Below are 15,480 nucleotides of genomic sequence, written 5' to 3' on the forward strand. Positions count from 1 at the left end.
ATGTCCGCAACTCACCAGGGTGACGTCCGGATGGCACGCGGCACGCTACGTCGGCGGACGGAACCGCGGGAGAAGTCGCAACCGCGCCGGAGATGGTCGCCCCGTACGCGAAGCCCGCCGCGGAACGCCGGGGAAGTAGTCCGCGCGGACGACGCTACCGGATGGACCGTCGCCTACGTTGGCCCCATGAGCCATCCGACAGCCGGGATCGACGATTCGTCCGTACGCGCCGTGCGGCTCGCGCGCTGGGGCGTGCTGTCGCTGCTGATCGCGATCCTGATGCCGGCGTGGTTCTTCGGTGGCCTGCCGTTCGTCTCGTCCTGGCCAGCGCTCCTGGTGGCGTTCGGCGTGCTGCTGGTGACCGGGATCGTCATGATCGCCCGCGCGCTGCACCTCGCGGGCAAGCCGTGGGGTCTCGCGCTGCTCATCGTCGCGGTGCCCATCCCGCTCGCGGGGATGGTGATGATCCCGCCGGCCATCGCCCTGCTCGCCCTCGGAGTCGTCGTCGGGGCGTGCGCCTTCCTGACGCGGGTCGACACGGTCGAGCACGGGCAGCGCACCGCGGCCCCTCGCCGACATCGGGCGTTCGCCGGCGCGGGTGTCGCCGTGCTGCTGCTCGCTGTATCGGCCGTCGGACTCGCCGACACGCTCGTGCTGCAGCCACTCGCGATGACCGACGACGCCTATGACCTCGACGACGTGTACGGCATGATCGGCCCTGCCGCAGCGACCGGCGGTGCCGTCATGCCGACGCTCTGGGCGGCCTTCGGTGTGCTGCTCGCGGCCGGCTTCGCCGTGGTGCCGCCGCTCGCGAACGGGCCGGTTGCGGCATGGCTCGGCATCCGCCGCATCGTCGCCCTGGGTGTCGGCGCCGCCGGAGCCGGGCTGATGGCTCTTCCGTGGGCCGGCTTCGCGCTCGGCATGGAGATCTCCGACACCGTGCCACCGATGCGAGGAGGCGTCTCGCCGCTCACCGCTGTGTTGACCGCACTCGGCTTCGTGCTCGTCGTCGCGGTGATCGTCGGCACCGTCCCGCCGTCGCCGCTGCGCCGGCCGCGCGCCGTGGTGGCGGGCTAGGACTCGGCCTGATCCGACAGCACGGAGAGCACGTTGCCCGCCGGGTCCCGGAACCAGCAGATGTCCGGACCGTCGTCCTTCGAGCGTGAGCGCATGATGCCGCGATGGTCGGTCGGGAACTCGTCGTCGGAGTAGATCTTCGTCTCGACGCCCCGCTCGCGGAGCGCATCCACGGCCGCGTCGATGTCCCGCACGGCGAAGTTCAGCACTGTGAAGGTCGCCGGCTCGTGGTTCTCCTTGGGATAGACGAACAACTCGCCGCCGCCCGGCAGCGCGAGGGTCAGGCCCATCGCGTCGTCGTGCAGCTCGAGTCCCAGCACGTCGACGTAGAACCGACGTGCCTCGTCGAGGTCATCCACCGAGAAGCCGCTGAAGGCCCTCGTCTCGCCGAACACCGTCATCGTGATCCTCCTCGATCGGTCCGCTGCGTCCTCGCCGACAGCATCCTCCTCCGATCGCGGAGTGTCCAGACCCGACTCAGCCGGGGTGGGTCATCGCGAGCACGTCGAGGGCGCTGTCGAGCTGCTCCTCGGTGATCTCGCCACGCTCCACGAACCCGAGGTCGATGACGGCCTCGCGCACGGTGAGCCCCTGGGCGACGGAGTGCTTCGCGATCTTCGCCGCCGCCTCGTAGCCGATGATCTTGTTCAGCGGCGTCACGATCGACGGCGACGATTCCGCGAGGGCGCGGGCCCGGTCGAGGTTCGCCTCGAGTCCGGTGATCGTCTTGTCGGCCAGCACGCGCGTCGAGTTGGCGAGCAGCCGGATGGACTCGAGCAGCGCCGTGCCCATCACCGGGATGGCGACGTTGAGCTCGAAGCTGCCGGATGCACCGGCCCACGCGATCGTCGCGTCGTTGCCGATCACCCGCGCTGCGACCATGAGCACGGCCTCCGGAACGACCGGGTTGACCTTGCCGGGCATGATCGAGGAGCCGGGCTGCAGGTCGGGGATGTGCAGCTCGCCGAGTCCCGTGTTGGGTCCGGACCCCATCCACCGCAGGTCGTTGCAGATCTTCGTGAGCGACACGGCGATCACGCGCAGCGCCCCGGACGCCTCGACGAGGCCGTCGCGGGCGCCTTGCGCCTCGAAGTGGTCCTCCGCCTCGGTGATCGGCAGGCCCGAGTCCTCGGCGAGCTCGGCGATGACCTGCTGCGGGAAGCCGAGGGGCGTGTTGATGCCCGTGCCCGTCGCGGTGCCGCCGAGCGGCACCTCGGCGACGCGGGGGAGTGCGGACTCGATGCGCGCGATCCCGAGACGCACCTGGCGTGCGTAGCCCGCGAACTCCTGTCCGAGCGTGACCGGGGTGGCGTCCATCAGGTGGGTGCGCCCCGCCTTGACGGCGGTCGCCCACAGCTCGGCCTTCTGCTCGAGCGCCTCGGCGAGGTGGGTGAGGGCGGGGATGAGGTCGTGCAGCAGCGCGCCGGTGACGGCGACGTGCACCGAGGTGGGGAACACGTCGTTCGACGACTGCGACGCGTTGACGTGGTCGTTCGGATGCACCGGAGAGCCGAGTTTCTCGGTCGCGAGGGTCGCGAGCACCTCGTTCATGTTCATGTTCGAGGAGGTGCCGCTACCGGTCTGGTAGGTGTCGACCGGGAAGTGCTCGTGGTGGCGCCCGCCGATGATCTCATCGGCCGACGCGACCACCGCATCCGCGATGCCGGAGTCGAGGATGCCGAGCCGGCCGTTCACGATCGCCGCGGCCCGCTTGATGCGGGCGAGCGCGATGATCTGCGCCGCCTCGAGACCGGTGCCCGAGATGGGGAAGTTCTCGACCGCTCGCTGGGTCTGCGCCCGGTACAGGGCCGACGCGGGAACCCGCACCTCGCCCATCGTGTCGTGCTCGATGCGGAAGTCTTCGTGGCTCACGGCGTTGTGTGTCTTTCCCTGGTCGATCGGTGCTGGGGTGTCAGATGGATCCGACGACGACGTCGGAGACCGCCTTGCCCTCGTGGAGCCGGTAGTTCGCGCCGACGATCGCCAGCCTACCCTCGGCCACGGCGAGGCTGATCAGCTCCGACGCCTCCAGCAGCTCGCGCACCGTGTCGCGCAGATGCTCGCGGCCGACGATCAGCGGATCGGTCGCGCCCGTCTCGGCCTGCACCCGCGTCACCGCCGGCACGATGGGGGCGATGAGGTCGCGGATGTGCGGCGGCAGGGTCGGCGCGTCCGGTCCCTGGGAGTCGATGGCGGCGCGCACGGCACCGCAGCTGTCGTGCCCGAGCACCACGATGAGGGGCACACCGAGCACTTCGACGGCGTACTCGAGCGAGCCGATGACCGACGACGAGATGACCTGACCGGCGTTGCGCACGACGAAGAGGTCGCCGAGCCCCTGGTCGAAGATGATCTCGGCGGCGAGGCGGGAGTCGCTGCAGCCGAACAGGGCCGCGCGGGGCGCTTGCGCTCCAGCCAGTTCGTGGCGGCGCTCGACGTTCTGCCGCGGGTGCAGCGGCGTGCCGGAGACGAAACGATCGTTGCCGTCACGCATCTCGCGCCAGGCTTCGGCGGGGGGACGTACCGGTCTCATGGGGTCAACTCCTCGGCGACAGCGGTGGCAAGCACCCCGAACTCCTCGTCGGGGGCGGTGCCGAACAACACGACGGTGGATCCTTCGGCTTCGGTGACGAGTGCGTAGGCGAGATTGCCGGGTGATTCGGCGTCCCGCTGATCGTATTCGGTCCATTCGCGCCCGCCGACGGTGACGGTGTCACCGGGTTCGGCGCGTTCGAGCACGTTCGACACCCAGGTGGGGTTCGCCTCCAACCCCTGGCGGATGCCGATGTACTCGTCGGTGGGGGTGACGAGACCGATCGTCCACACCGTCACCTGGTCGCTGCCGGTCTGCACGTCGGCGCGGTTGGCACGCCACCGTTCCGGGAGCGACGGCACGACGAGTGGGGTGTCGATGCCGGACTGCGCGTCCTCGGCGACGGCGGCGTAGTCGATGACGTTCACCTGCCCCGGCCGGTCGTTCGACATCAGCGCACCGACGAAACCGGCGATGAGCAGCGATGCGACGATCGCGACGATCAGGTTGAACGCGGTCTGGTTCGCCCGACGCTTCTCGCGCGCGGCGGCTTTCCGCTGCGCGGTCTCCTGCGGCGTCTCGGGCCGTTCCAGCCCGGCGACGATCGGACGCTCATCCGGGTCGGTCATCAGTTCTCGCCCGCGGGCGTCCGGCGGGCAGCCTCGAGCCGTGCCTTGGCGCCGATGAGCCACTCCTCGCACCGCTGGGCGAGCGCTTCGCCACGCTCCCAGAGCGCGAGCGACTCCTCGAGGGTCGGCGAACCCTGCTCGAGCTCGGCGACCACGCGCACGAGTTCGTCGCGCGCCTGCTCGTAACTGAGCTGCGCGACATCCGAGGGAGGGGAGGAGGCCACGTGTCGATCCTACCGAGCCGCCGTGGGGGTGCCGTCGGCGCTGTCCACGGCGCCGGTGACGCCCTCCTCGACGCGCGTGACGTCGGCGGCGAGCCGCCCGCGGGCGACGGTGATCCGCAGGGCGGTGCCGACCGGCGCGTCGACGGCGTCCCGCACCGCGCGCCCGTCGGGCAACTGGGCGATCGCGTAGCCGCGGTCGAGGGTTCGCTGCGGCGAGAGGGCCCGCAGCTGCGAGCGCAATTCGACGACGTTGCGTTCGGCGCGCTCGAGGGCGAGCGACACGAGTTCGCTGCCGCGTCCGACGTAGCGCGTGAGCTCCTCGGCCCGGCGGTCGATGAGGGAGGAGGGGTCGGCGAGTACGGGACGCGAACGGATGTGCTCGAGCCGGTCGATCTCGTGACTGACGCGCGTGTGCAGCCGGTTGGCGATGCGCGCACGCGCCTGCCGCACGCGGTTGAGTTCGTCGGCGACATCCGGCACGACCCGTTTCGCCGCATCCGTCGGTGTGGACGCGCGCAGGTCGGCGACGTCGTCGAGCAGCGGTCGGTCGGCCTCGTGGCCGATCGCGCTCACGAGAGGGGTGGTGATCGCTGCGGCGGCGCGCACGAGACGTTCGTCGCTGAACACGAGCAGGTTCTGGAAGTCGCCGCCACCGCGCGCGACGATGATCACCTCGACCTCGGGATCGGCGTCCAGTCGGCGGATCGCACCCATGAGCTCGCTCGGCGCCCGCTCGCCCTGAACGGCGGCGTACGCCACACGGAAGTTGACGGCGGGCCAGCGCAGTTGCGCGTTGCGCCGCACATCCTTCTCGGCGTCGGAGTCCTTCGCGGTGACCAGGCCGATGCAGGTGGGCAGGAACGGCAGCGCACGTTTGCGGTCGGCGTCGAAGAGCCCTTCCCGGGCGAGCGCCTGACGCAGTCGTTCGAGCTTCTCGAGCAGATCACCGAGTCCGACGTGGCGCATGTCGAACACCTGCATGGTGAGCGAGCCGCCCTTGACCCACCAGTTGGGGCGCAGCGAGGCGACGACCCGGTCGCCCTGTTTGAGGTCGGCGGGCACGCGGGCCCGCACCGTCGACCACATCGTGAACGACACGGTCGCGTCGGCGTTCAGGTCCTTGAGCTTGCCGTAGACGTTGCCGCCCGACACGCTCCACTGGGTGATCTCGCCCTCGACCCACACGGATCCGAGCCGTTCGATCCAGGCTCCGAGCTTGGTCGAGAGCATCGCGACCGACCACGGCGCGTCGACCGTCGACGGTGCCGAGGCATCCGTCATCGACCGCTCCCGTCTCTCCCAGTGGTCGGCCAGTGGCCCGCCCGTAGAATGAGAACGTGAGCACGATCACGAACGGAGCGGCCGTCGGCCTCGAGATGCCGCGTCTTCCCGCGGCACGCAACAGGCTAGTCGACACCCCCGTCGCGGGCCGCAAACGTGTCGTGCTCGCGGCTCCCCGCGGATACTGCGCCGGCGTCGACCGAGCGGTCGTCGCTGTGGAGAAGGCGCTCGACCACTACGGATCGCCCGTCTACGTGCGCAAGCAGATCGTGCACAACGTGCACGTCGTCTCGACGCTCGAGAAGCGCGGCGCGATCTTCGTCGACGATGTCGAGGAGATCCCCGAGGGCTCGCACGTCGTGTTCAGCGCCCACGGCGTCTCGCCCGCGGTGGTGCAGGGCGCGGCCGACCGGCACCTGCACGCGATCGATGCGACCTGCCCGCTCGTGACGAAGGTGCACCGCGAGGCGACCCGGTTCTCGCGCGACGACTACGAGATCCTGCTCATCGGCCACGCCGGCCACGAGGAGGTCGAGGGCACGATGGGTCACGCACCCGAGCGCACGACGCTCGTGAACGGCCCGGACGATGTGGATTCGATCGTCGTGAACAACCCCGACCACGTCGTGTGGCTGTCGCAGACCACGCTGAGCGTCGACGAGACGATGGAGACCGTCCGCCGGTTGCGGGAGCGGTTCCCGAACCTGCAGGACCCGCCGAGCGACGACATCTGCTACGCCACCCAGAACCGTCAGGTCGCCATCAAGAAGGTGGCCCAGGGGGCCGACCTCGTGATCGTCGTCGGTTCCGCGAACAGCTCGAACAGCGTCCGTCTCGTGGAGGTCGCCCTCGAGCACGGGGCGAAGGCGGCGTACCGCATCGACTATGCGAGCGAGATCAAGCAGGAGTGGCTCGACGGCGCCGCGACGATCGGCGTCACGAGCGGTGCCTCCGTGCCGGAGGTGCTCGTGCAGGAGGTGCTCGAGCAGCTCGCCGACGCCGGCTACGCCGACGTCGAAGAGGTCGTCACGGCGGAGGAGGACCTCATGTTCTCGCTGCCCAAGGAGCTGCGCCGCGACCTCACCGGCGCACAGGACGCGCGCGCCCTCGGCGGTCGCCGCAACTGATTCCCGGCGCTGAGCGTGCGGCGAATCAGCGGGCCGGGTGCTGGGCGGCGCACGTGACGCACCGGGTCGCCGCCGGACGGATCCGCAACCGCTCGACCGGGATCGCCACACCGCAGCTCTCGCACCGGCCGTAGTCGCCGGCCTCCAGGCGGCCGAGTGCCGCCTCGACCTCGCGCAGCTCGGCGGCGGCCGCGCCGCTCAGCGCGACCGTGCGCGACCAGTCGGCGGCGAGCGTCGACCCTTCGGGGTCGTGCTCGTCATCCGCGGTCGCCGCCGAGCGGGCGGATCGGATGCCGTCGAGGTCCGCGGCCGCCGCGGCGGCCGACCGCTGCAGTTCGACCGAGCGGGCGCGCAGCAGCGCCGCGAACTCCTCCTCGGCAGCGGGCTCCATGCGCACCTTCCTACCCGCATCCCCTGACCGACAGCTCCCGCGGATGCGGAACGGCCCCGCACGGCGAGCGTGCGGGGCCGTTCGTGGAGCGGATCAGTTGCCGGAGTGACCGGCCGAACCGAGCTGCTGGGTGGCCTCGACGACGCGGGCGGCCATCGCCGTCTCCGCCGACTTGCCCCACGCGCGCGGGTCGTACTGCTTCTTGTTGCCGACCTCGCCGTCGATCTTGAGCACGCCCTCGTAGTTGCGGAACATCCACCCCGCGATGTCGCGGGTGTAGGCGTACTGCGTGTCGGTGTCGATGTTCATCTTCACGACGCCGTTCGCGACCGCCTCGGCGATCTCCGCATCCGTCGAGCCCGATCCGCCGTGGAAGACGAGATCGAGGGGCTTCGGGCCGGTGCCGTACTTGGCGGCGATGCCGTCCTGGATCTCCTTGAGCAGCTCGGGGCGCAGCTTCACGTTGCCCGGCTTGTACACGCCGTGCACGTTGCCGAAGGTCAGCGCGGCCATGTAGCGGCCCTGGTCGCCGAGGCCGAGCGCCTCGACCGTCTGCACCGCGTCGTCGAGCGTCGTGTAGAGGTGCTCGTTGATGTCGTGGCTGACGCCGTCCTCTTCGCCGCCGACGACGCCGATCTCGACCTCGAGGATGGCGTTGATCGCCTTCATGCGGGGGAGGATCTCGCGCGCGATCGTGAGGTTCTCGTCGAGCGGCACGGCCGAGCCGTCCCACATGTGCGACTGGAAGATCGGGTTGCGTCCGGCGCGCACCTCGGCCTCCGAAGCCTCGAGCAGCGGATACACGAACCCGTCGAGCGCGTCCTTCGGGCAGTGGTCGGTGTGCAGGGCCACGGTGATCGGGTAGTTCTTGGCGACCTCGGTGACGAAGGCCGCGAAGGCGAGCGCGCCCGTCGCGCGGGCCTTGACGCTCTGGCCCGCGAAGTAGTCCGCGCCGCCGGTGGTGACCTGGATGATGCCGTCGGAGCCGGCGTCGCTGAGGCCCTGCAGAACGGCGTTGATCGTGGAGGAGCTCGAGACGTTGACGGCCGGGTAGGCGAACCCGCGGGTCTTCGCCTTGTCGAGCATCTCGGCGTACTGGTCGGGCGTGGCGACGGGCATGGTGTCTCCAGGTGGTGGTGGGGGCGCAGGAAGCGCTACGAGTCTATTGTCCGGGCGAGCCGGGCGCCCGCGGTGCTCATGTGGTAGCCCATCGCCGCGGCGACGGCGTCCGGATCCCGCGTCGTGAGCGCCTCGAACACCCGTGCGTGCTCCTCGTAGGCGAGCCGCGCCTCCTCCTCGTCGCGGAGCCCGCGTTCGACCCAGATGCGCAGCAGCGAGCGGATGCTCTGCAGCAGGTCGAAGAGCACGGTGTTTCGTGAGCTGCGGCCGATCTGGAGGTGGAACTTGAGGTCGGCCTCGATGAACCGGGTGCGGTCGTGCAGGTTGTCACGCATCGCATCGAGGTGGCGCTGCAGCAGCATGAGCTCGCGGTCCTCGATGCGTTCGGCCGCCAGGCGGGCGGCGAACACCTCGAGCTGGCCGCGCAGTTCGATGAGTTCTCGCGTGCGCGGTTCGCCGAGCATCATGCCCCAGCTGAGCGTCTCGGGCAGCAGTTCGCTCGCGTTCCCCCGCAGGTAGGTGCCCGAGCCCGGGCGCACGTCGACGATGCCGAGGATCTCGAGGGCCGCGAGCGCCTCCCGCACCGCCGACCGTCCGATGCCGAGGGATGCGGCGAGCTGGCGCTCCGGAGGAAGGCGGGTGCCGGGGGCCACGTCGCCGCTCGTGAAGTAGTCGAGCAGGCGCTTGGCCACGGCGCTGACGGCACTGCCGGACGCGACACTGCCGAGCGCAGCGGTGATGCGGTCGGCGGAGTCTCCGGGATAGGCGGGCATCTCTCGGAGGGTAGCAAGCGCGCACGGCCGACACGCGCATCCCCACCTAAATTGGTCAACCGGTTGCTATTTCGACGCCGACGTACGCATACTGGTGGCGCGTCCCCGGACGCCACCGCCGCACGCGGTGCTCCCTCACCATCCGAATGCCAGACAAAGGAGTTCTGTGTCCGCCACCGACACGGCATCCGGCACCGCGATCGAACGATCCGCGATCCGCAAGGTCGCGATCCGACTCGTTCCGTTCGTCGCCCTGATGTTCTTCATCAACTACCTCGACCGCACCGCGATCGGCTTCGCCTCGCCGAACGGCATGAACGACGACCTCGCCCTCTCGGCCGCTCAGTTCGGCTTCGCGTCGGGCGTCTTCTTCATCGGCTACATCCTGCTCGAGGTGCCCAGCAACCTGGCCCTGCACCGTTTCGGCGCCCGCAAGTGGCTCGCCCGCATCATGGTGAGCTGGGGCATCGTCGCGTTGCTGTTCACGTGGGTGCAGAACTTCGAGCAGCTGACGATCCTGCGCTTCATCCTCGGTGTCGCCGAGGCCGGGTTCTTCCCCGGCGCGATCCTCTTCCTCAGCCTCTGGGTTCCGGCCAAGCACCGCAGCAAGATCCTCGCCCTCTTCTACCTGGCGCAGCCGCTCACGACCGTGATCGGCGCCCCGCTCGCCGGCCTGCTCATCCAGGCCGACGGCTGGTTCTTCGGCCTCGAAGGCTGGCGCTTCATGTTCTTCGGCGTCGCCATCCCGGCGATCGTCGTCGGCATCGTCGCCTGGTTCTACCTCAAGGACAAGCCCGCGGATGCCGGCTGGCTCACCCCGGAGGAGCGCACGTGGCTCACCGAGGCGCTCGCGAGCGAGAAGGCCGCCACCGAGCAGAAGAACCACCACGTCAGCATCCGCCACGCCTTCTCGAGCGGACGGGTGTGGATGCTCTCCTTCATCTACTTCGGCTTCATCTACGGCCTGTACGCGCTCGCGTTCTTCCTGCCGACGATCATCGACGGGTTCCAGCAGCAGTTCGGCACCGAGTTCGACGTCTTCCAGAAGGGCCTCATCACGGCGATCCCGTACGTGCCGGCCGCCATCGCGTTGTACTTCTGGTCGCGTGACGCGAGCCGCCGCGGCCTGCGCACCTGGCACATCACCGTGCCGGCGCTCGCCGGAGCGGTCAGCATCCCGCTCGCCCTGTTCGCCGGCTCGCCCGTGCTCACCATCGCGGTGATCGCGATCACCGCGATGGCGATCTTCTCGGCGCTGCCGAACTTCTGGACGCTGCCGACGCAGTTCCTCACCGGGGCGGCCGCCGCAGCCGGTGTCGCGCTCATCAACACCGTGGGCAACCTCGCCGGATTCTCGGCGCCCTACATCACCGGTGCGGTGGCCGACTGGACGGGAACGAACGGCGAGCCGAACTACGAGGTGCCGATGTTCATCGTGGGCGGCTTCATGCTGCTCTCCGCCGTGCTGATGTTCGCGCTGTCGCGCCGCAACCGCACGACGGTCGACCCGACCGACCCCGCCGCGCTGCGCGCGCCGTCGGCGACCAAGTGATCCCCGCCGGGGCGGTCGTCGTCGACCGCCCCGGCCCGTCCGTCAGGAGTTCGAGATGACCCGCCTCTACAACGACCCGCAGGCGTTCGCCGACGAGATGATCGACGGCTTCGTCGCCGCCAACTCGCGCTGGGTGCGCCGCGTCAGCGGCGGTGTGGTGCGCGCGACGCGCACCGAGCCCGGCACCGTCGCCGTCGTCGTGGGCGGCGGCTCCGGCCACTACCCGGCGTTCGGCGGTCTCGTCGGCCGCGGTCTCGCCCACGGTGCGGCGATGGGCAACCTCTTCGCCTCGCCGTCGGCGCAACAGGTGCACACCGTCGCCGCGACGGCGCACCGCGGAGCGGGCGTGCTGTTCAGCTACGGCAACTACGCCGGCGACGTGCTGCACTTCGACCAGGCGCAGGAGCGCCTGCGCGCCGAGGGCATCGAGTGCCGCACGGTGCGCGTCACCGACGACATCTCGAGCGCGCCCGCCGACCGCGCCGATCAGCGCCGCGGCATCGCCGGCGATCTCACCGTGTTCAAGGTCGCGGGGGCGGCCGCGGATGCGGGCTACGACCTCGACGGCGTCGTGAGGGTCGCCGAGCGCGCGAACGAGCGCACCCGCTCGTTCGGTGTCGCATTCTCGGGCTGCACCCTGCCGGGTGCGGATGCCCCGCTCTTCACGGTGCCGGAGGGGCGCATGGGCGTGGGCATGGGGATCCATGGGGAGCCGGGTATCCACGAGGCCGACGTGCCGAGCGCCGACGGGCTGGCGGAACTGCTCGTCTCCTCGCTGCTCGGCGAGGTGCCGCAGAGCGTCGACACCGTGCGGGGGGCACGGGTCGGCGTCATCCTCAACGGCCTCGGCTCCGTCAAGTACGAGGAGCTCTTCGTCGTCTACCGCCGGGTCGCGCAGCTGCTCGCCGAGGCTGAGCTCGAGGTCGTGGACCCGGAGGTCGGCGAACTCGTGACGAGCTTCGACATGGCGGGCGTCTCGCTCACCCTGTTCTGGCTCGACGACGAGCTCGAGCGGCTGTGGGGTGCGCCGTGCGACACCCCCGCCTACCGCAAGGGCGCCCTCGAGCCCGCCGAACTGATCGACGACACCGAACTCGCCGCGGAGACGGCCGCGGAGATCCCGCCGGCGACCGCCGCCTCGCGGCAGGTCGCGGACGTCGCGGTCGCCGCACTCGCGACGATGTCCCGCACGATCGACGAGCACGTCGACGAGTTGGGCCGCATGGACGCGATCGCCGGCGACGGCGACCACGGAATCGGCATGCAGCGCGGCGTGCACGCCGCCGTCGACGCGGCGCGGGCCGCGCACGCCGCCCAGGCGGGCGCCGGTACCGTGCTGGCCCTCGCCGGTGACGCGTGGGCCGACCGGGCCGGCGGCACCTCCGGTGCGCTGTGGGGCGCGATCCTCCGCGCCGTCGCGACCGAGGTCGGCGACGAGCGGGTGCCGGACGCCGCCGCACTCGCCCGCGGCATGCGCGCGGCGACCGACGCCGTGCTCCGCTTCGGCGCGGTCGTCGGCGACAAGACCATGGTCGACGCTCTCGTGCCCTTCGCCGACGAACTCGAGACGGCCGTCGGCGACGGCGCCGGAATCACCGCCGCCTGGGCGCGCGCCGCCGATGCGGCCGCCGCCGCGGCCGCCGCCTCCGCCGACCTCATGCCGCGCATGGGTCGCGCGCGCCCCCACGCCGAGAAGAGCCTCGGCACGCCCGATCCGGGAGCGCACTCCTTCGCGCTGCTGATGAGGGCCGTGCTCACCACCACCACGAACGGAAGGAACGCGTCATGAGCGACGCCCTGCGCATCGTCGTCGGATCCGACGACGCCGGCTACGACTACAAGGAGGTGCTGAAGGCCGACCTCGACAAGAGCGACCTCGTGGCCTCCGTGACCGACGTCGGCGTGGACGCCGACGGTCACACCCCCTACCCGACCGTCGCCATCGCGGCCGCCGAGATGGTGGCACGCGGCGAGGCCGACCGGGCCCTGCTCATCTGCGGCACCGGCCTCGGCGTCGCGATCGCGGCGAACAAGGTGCAGGGCATCCGCGCCGTCACCGCCCACGACAGCTACTCGGTCGAGCGCGCGGTGCTCAGCAACAACGCGCAGGTGCTCACCTTCGGTCAGCGCGTCGTCGGGCTCGAGCTCGCCCGCCGCCTCGCCCGCGAGTGGCTCACCTACCGCTTCGACGAGTCGAGCGCCTCCGCCGACAAGGTGCGCGTGATCGACGAGTACGAGGCGCAGGACTGAGATGGCCCTCGCCATCGGCGTGAGCCTGAAGATGTACTTCGGCCACGCCCGCACGCTCGAATGGGTCGACGCGGTCGCCGCGCTCGCCCGCCGGCACCCCGCCGTGCGGGACGGAATCGTGCGCCTGTTCGTCGTACCCACGTTTCCGGCCCTCGTGCCGGTGCTCGAGCGCGTCGCCGGGACGGGCATCGAGGTCGGAGCGCAGGACGTGGCGTGGGCCGACGAGGGTGCGTACACCGGCGAGGTGAGCGCCGTCGAGCTCGCCGAGATCGGCGTGCGACTCGCGGAGATCGGCCACGCCGAGCGGCGACGGCTCTTCGGTGAGACGGAGCAGGTCGTCGCCGACAAGACGGCCGCCGCCCTGCGGAACGGAATCGTGCCGTTGCTGTGCATCGGCGAGGCCGAGCGGATGCCCGTGGCGGATGCGGCCCGCGAGTGCATCGGGCAGCTCGATGCCGCGATCGACGGGTCTCCGGGCGGGGAGCTGCTCGTGGCCTACGAGCCGCACTGGGCGATCGGCGCGGAGCGTCCCGCCGAGCCGGAGCACATCCGCACCGTTCTCACGGCGCTCCGCGAGCACCTCGCCGCGACGCCCGGTTTCGCGGGCGGCGCCATCTACGGCGGCAGCGCCGGACCGGGCCTGCTCACCGAACTCGCGGGCGCGACCGACGGGCTCTTCCTCGGCCGGTTCGCCCACGACCCCGCCGCGCTCGAGGCGATCCTCGACGAGGCGCTGCGCATCCGGGGGGCGGCGGCGTGACCATCGGACTGAGCACCTACTCCTTCTTCTGGCAGCTGTCCGACGAGGCGCCGCAGCCGCTCACCCTGTCTGACGTGCTGCGTCGCACCCGCGAGCTCGGCGTCGACCTGCTGCAGATCTGCGACTACCCGGCGATCGAGCAGTGGGACGACGACGCCGTGCTCGCGCTGAGACGTGAGGCGGATGAGCTCGGCATCGAACTCGAACTCGGAACCCGCGGCATCCGCCCCGCTCACCTGCGCCGCTACCTGCACCTCGCCGAGCTGCTGCGCGCGCCGCTCGTGCGCAGCATGGTCAACACGGCGGATGACCGGCCCACGCCCGACGAGGCGGCCGCGGCGCTCGCCGAGGTGATGCCCGAGTTCGAGGCCGCCGGGGTGACCGTCGCGCTCGAGACGTACGAGCAGCAGAGCTCGACGGCGCTCGTCGAACTCGTGGAACGCGTCGCCTCGCCGCGGCTCGGCATCTGCGTCGACCCGGCCAACACCGTCGCGGGGCTCGAACTGCCGCGCGACGTCGTCGAACGGGTCGCCCCGCACGTCGTCAACGTGCACGTGAAGGACTTCGCCTTCAGCCGCCGCGACGGCTGGGTGGGCTTCACCCTCGCCGGTGTGCCGCTCGGCGAGGGCCTGCTCGACTACGACCACCTCATCGACACCGTCGACGCCCGGGCCCGCGGGCTCAGCCAGATCATCGAGCACTGGCTGCCGTGGCAGGGCGACTACGAGACCACCGCTCGCCTCGAGAACGAGTGGAACGACCGAAACCTCGACTACCTCAGGAGGAACAACCCATGACCGAGAACCTCACCATCGCCGTGATCGGCGCCGGCGGCAAGATGGGCATGCGCGTCTCGAACAACCTGCAGAAGACCGGCCACACGGTCTTCTACAGCGAGAACTCGCCCGCCGGGCAGGAGCGCGTGAGCGCGACCGGCCGCATCCTCACCGACACCGACACCGCGGTCGCCGACGCCGACGTCGTGGTGCTCGCCGTTCCGGACCGCGCCCTCGGCGCCGTGTCGGAGCACGTCGTGCCGCAGCTGAAGACGGGCGCGATCGTGCTCACGCTCGACCCGGCTGCCGCCTACGCCAACCTGCTGTTCCGCCGCGATGACGTCGAGTACGCGGTCGCGCATCCGTGCCACCCGTCGGTGTTCGTCGAGCGGCACACCCCCGAGGAGTACGCCGACACGTTCGGCGGCATCGCCGCGAAGCAGGATGTCGTGGCGGCCCTCGAGTCGGAGGACGAGGCCGTGCGCGCCATGGCCGAGACGGTCATCCGCGTCATCTACGCGCCCGTCATCGACGTGCACTGGGTCACCGTGAAGCAGCTCGCCTACCTCGAGCCGACCCTCGTCGAGACGGTCGCCTGCATGGTCGGGGACCTGCTGCGCGAGGCGCTGCACGAGACGGTGCACACCGTCGGCGTGCCCGAGGCGGCCGCGCGCGCCATGCTGCTCGGACACACGCAGGTCGCGCTCGCGAACACGCTCAAGGGCGACAACCCGTTCTCCGACGCGTGCCTCATCGCGATGGACTACGGCCGCGAGACGATCATCAAGGACGACTGGAAGCGCATCTTCAGCGACGACCAGCTCGACCACGTCATCTCGCGGATGCTGCACCTCGACGGCATCACCCGCTGACCCGACCGCCGGCCGGCGCGCTCCCTCGCGCCGGCCGGCGCCTTCCCGCTCGTCGCACGCCCGTTGCGCTACACCTCCGCCGTCACGCGGCCCCGTTGCGCTACACCTTCGCCGTT

The 15,480-nt window shown here is 70.7% G+C and carries 17 protein-coding genes; 8 read left to right on the forward strand and 9 right to left on the reverse strand.

The window, feature by feature from the left end:
- Window positions 1-186 precede the first annotated feature (186 nt).
- Window positions 187-1,077 carry a hypothetical protein gene (locus tag CLV46_RS05250; protein WP_100363804.1) on the forward strand — a complete coding sequence of 297 codons (891 nt, stop codon included), beginning with the start codon at window positions 187-189 and terminating at the stop codon, window positions 1,075-1,077.
- Here the strand turns inward: CLV46_RS05250 and CLV46_RS05255 are convergent.
- The 6 genes from CLV46_RS05255 to xseA all read right to left on the reverse strand — a co-directional run bounded on the left by CLV46_RS05255 (window position 1,074) and on the right by xseA (window position 5,744).
- Window positions 1,074-1,478 (reverse strand): VOC family protein, encoded by a 405-nt coding sequence (locus CLV46_RS05255; protein ID WP_100363805.1) that lies wholly within the window; start codon window positions 1,476-1,478, stop codon window positions 1,074-1,076. The genes CLV46_RS05250 and CLV46_RS05255 overlap by 4 nt on opposite strands.
- Before the next feature lie 76 nt (window positions 1,479-1,554).
- Window positions 1,555-2,949, reverse strand: a complete 1,395-nt coding sequence (locus CLV46_RS05260; RefSeq protein WP_100363806.1) for a class II fumarate hydratase — start codon at window positions 2,947-2,949, stop codon at window positions 1,555-1,557.
- A 40-nt stretch (window positions 2,950-2,989) separates the two neighbouring features.
- Window positions 2,990-3,571: a carbonic anhydrase gene (locus tag CLV46_RS05265; RefSeq protein ID WP_100363807.1), complete on the reverse strand. Its 582-nt coding sequence runs from the start codon at window positions 3,569-3,571 to the stop codon at window positions 2,990-2,992.
- Between the two features lie 35 nt (window positions 3,572-3,606).
- Window positions 3,607-4,239, reverse strand: coding sequence for a DUF4245 domain-containing protein (locus CLV46_RS05270; protein ID WP_100363808.1), 633 nt, complete (start codon window positions 4,237-4,239; stop codon window positions 3,607-3,609).
- Window positions 4,239-4,463, reverse strand: a complete 225-nt coding sequence (locus CLV46_RS05275; protein WP_100363809.1) for an exodeoxyribonuclease VII small subunit — start codon at window positions 4,461-4,463, stop codon at window positions 4,239-4,241. Before CLV46_RS05275 ends, CLV46_RS05270 begins: the two co-directional genes overlap by 1 nt.
- A gap of 9 nt (window positions 4,464-4,472) precedes the next feature.
- A complete protein-coding gene (xseA, locus tag CLV46_RS05280) occupies window positions 4,473-5,744 on the reverse strand; it encodes an exodeoxyribonuclease VII large subunit (RefSeq protein WP_100363810.1) in 1,272 nt (423 codons plus the stop codon).
- Window positions 5,745-5,839: 95 nt separating this feature from the next.
- Between xseA and CLV46_RS05285 the strand changes: the two genes are divergently transcribed.
- Window positions 5,840-6,871, forward strand: a complete 1,032-nt coding sequence (locus tag CLV46_RS05285; RefSeq protein WP_100365905.1) for a 4-hydroxy-3-methylbut-2-enyl diphosphate reductase — start codon at window positions 5,840-5,842, stop codon at window positions 6,869-6,871.
- Window positions 6,872-6,896: 25 nt separating this feature from the next.
- On the opposite strand, the gene CLV46_RS05290 is transcribed toward CLV46_RS05285, so the two are convergent.
- From CLV46_RS05290 to CLV46_RS05300, 3 genes are all read right to left on the reverse strand, one after another.
- The gene (locus CLV46_RS05290; protein ID WP_100363811.1) at window positions 6,897-7,262 is read right to left on the reverse strand and encodes a TraR/DksA family transcriptional regulator; all 366 of its coding nucleotides are present in this window, start codon (window positions 7,260-7,262) and stop codon (window positions 6,897-6,899) included.
- A 93-nt stretch (window positions 7,263-7,355) separates the two neighbouring features.
- A complete protein-coding gene (gene fbaA, locus CLV46_RS05295) occupies window positions 7,356-8,381 on the reverse strand; it encodes a class II fructose-bisphosphate aldolase (RefSeq protein ID WP_100363812.1) in 1,026 nt (341 codons plus the stop codon).
- A 35-nt stretch (window positions 8,382-8,416) separates the two neighbouring features.
- Window positions 8,417-9,154, reverse strand: coding sequence for a FadR/GntR family transcriptional regulator (locus tag CLV46_RS05300; protein WP_100363813.1), 738 nt, complete (start codon window positions 9,152-9,154; stop codon window positions 8,417-8,419).
- 256 nt (window positions 9,155-9,410) lie between these two features.
- Between CLV46_RS05300 and CLV46_RS05305 the strand changes: the two genes are divergently transcribed.
- From CLV46_RS05305 to CLV46_RS05330, 6 genes are read left to right on the forward strand one after another with little or no spacing between them, the layout of a single operon-like run.
- The gene (locus CLV46_RS05305; RefSeq protein ID WP_100365906.1) at window positions 9,411-10,706 is read left to right on the forward strand and encodes an MFS transporter; all 1,296 of its coding nucleotides are present in this window, start codon (window positions 9,411-9,413) and stop codon (window positions 10,704-10,706) included.
- Window positions 10,707-10,761: 55 nt separating this feature from the next.
- A complete protein-coding gene (locus CLV46_RS05310) occupies window positions 10,762-12,495 on the forward strand; it encodes a dihydroxyacetone kinase family protein (RefSeq protein WP_100363814.1) in 1,734 nt (577 codons plus the stop codon).
- Entirely contained in the window at window positions 12,492-12,956 is a 465-nt protein-coding gene (locus tag CLV46_RS05315; protein WP_100363815.1) for a ribose-5-phosphate isomerase, read from the forward strand. Before CLV46_RS05310 ends, CLV46_RS05315 begins: the two co-directional genes overlap by 4 nt.
- Window position 12,957: 1 nt before the next feature.
- Window positions 12,958-13,716 (forward strand): triose-phosphate isomerase family protein, encoded by a 759-nt coding sequence (locus CLV46_RS05320; RefSeq protein WP_100363816.1) that lies wholly within the window; start codon window positions 12,958-12,960, stop codon window positions 13,714-13,716.
- Window positions 13,713-14,513 (forward strand): sugar phosphate isomerase/epimerase family protein, encoded by an 801-nt coding sequence (locus CLV46_RS05325; protein WP_100363817.1) that lies wholly within the window; start codon window positions 13,713-13,715, stop codon window positions 14,511-14,513. The genes CLV46_RS05320 and CLV46_RS05325 overlap by 4 nt, the downstream gene beginning before the upstream one ends.
- Window positions 14,510-15,364, forward strand: coding sequence for a phosphogluconate dehydrogenase C-terminal domain-containing protein (locus CLV46_RS05330; RefSeq protein ID WP_100363818.1), 855 nt, complete (start codon window positions 14,510-14,512; stop codon window positions 15,362-15,364). Before CLV46_RS05325 ends, CLV46_RS05330 begins: the two co-directional genes overlap by 4 nt.
- The last annotated feature ends 116 nt before the right edge of the window (window positions 15,365-15,480 follow it).

Source organism: Diaminobutyricimonas aerilata (assembly GCF_002797715.1).
GTDB lineage: Bacteria > Actinomycetota > Actinomycetes > Actinomycetales > Microbacteriaceae > Diaminobutyricimonas > Diaminobutyricimonas aerilata.

Excerpts from the sequence above, each read along its gene's own strand:
- CLV46_RS05250 (WP_100363804.1), top strand. The coding sequence starts at position 187 with ATGAGCCATCCGACAGCCGGGATCGACGATTCGTCCGTACGCGCCGTG.
- CLV46_RS05255 (WP_100363805.1), bottom strand. The coding sequence starts at position 1,478 with ATGACGGTGTTCGGCGAGACGAGGGCCTTCAGCGGCTTCTCGGTGGAT.
- CLV46_RS05265 (WP_100363807.1), bottom strand. The coding sequence starts at position 3,571 with ATGCGTGACGGCAACGATCGTTTCGTCTCCGGCACGCCGCTGCACCCG.
- CLV46_RS05270 (WP_100363808.1), bottom strand. The coding sequence starts at position 4,239 with ATGACCGACCCGGATGAGCGTCCGATCGTCGCCGGGCTGGAACGGCCC.
- xseA (WP_100363810.1), bottom strand. The coding sequence starts at position 5,744 with ATGACGGATGCCTCGGCACCGTCGACGGTCGACGCGCCGTGGTCGGTC.
- CLV46_RS05285 (WP_100365905.1), top strand. The coding sequence starts at position 5,840 with ATGCCGCGTCTTCCCGCGGCACGCAACAGGCTAGTCGACACCCCCGTC.
- CLV46_RS05290 (WP_100363811.1), bottom strand. The coding sequence starts at position 7,262 with ATGGAGCCCGCTGCCGAGGAGGAGTTCGCGGCGCTGCTGCGCGCCCGC.
- fbaA (WP_100363812.1), bottom strand. The coding sequence starts at position 8,381 with ATGCCCGTCGCCACGCCCGACCAGTACGCCGAGATGCTCGACAAGGCG.
- CLV46_RS05300 (WP_100363813.1), bottom strand. The coding sequence starts at position 9,154 with ATGCCCGCCTATCCCGGAGACTCCGCCGACCGCATCACCGCTGCGCTC.
- CLV46_RS05305 (WP_100365906.1), top strand. The coding sequence starts at position 9,411 with ATGTTCTTCATCAACTACCTCGACCGCACCGCGATCGGCTTCGCCTCG.
- CLV46_RS05310 (WP_100363814.1), top strand. The coding sequence starts at position 10,762 with ATGACCCGCCTCTACAACGACCCGCAGGCGTTCGCCGACGAGATGATC.
- CLV46_RS05315 (WP_100363815.1), top strand. The coding sequence starts at position 12,492 with ATGAGCGACGCCCTGCGCATCGTCGTCGGATCCGACGACGCCGGCTAC.
- CLV46_RS05320 (WP_100363816.1), top strand. The coding sequence starts at position 12,958 with ATGGCCCTCGCCATCGGCGTGAGCCTGAAGATGTACTTCGGCCACGCC.
- CLV46_RS05330 (WP_100363818.1), top strand. The coding sequence starts at position 14,510 with ATGACCGAGAACCTCACCATCGCCGTGATCGGCGCCGGCGGCAAGATG.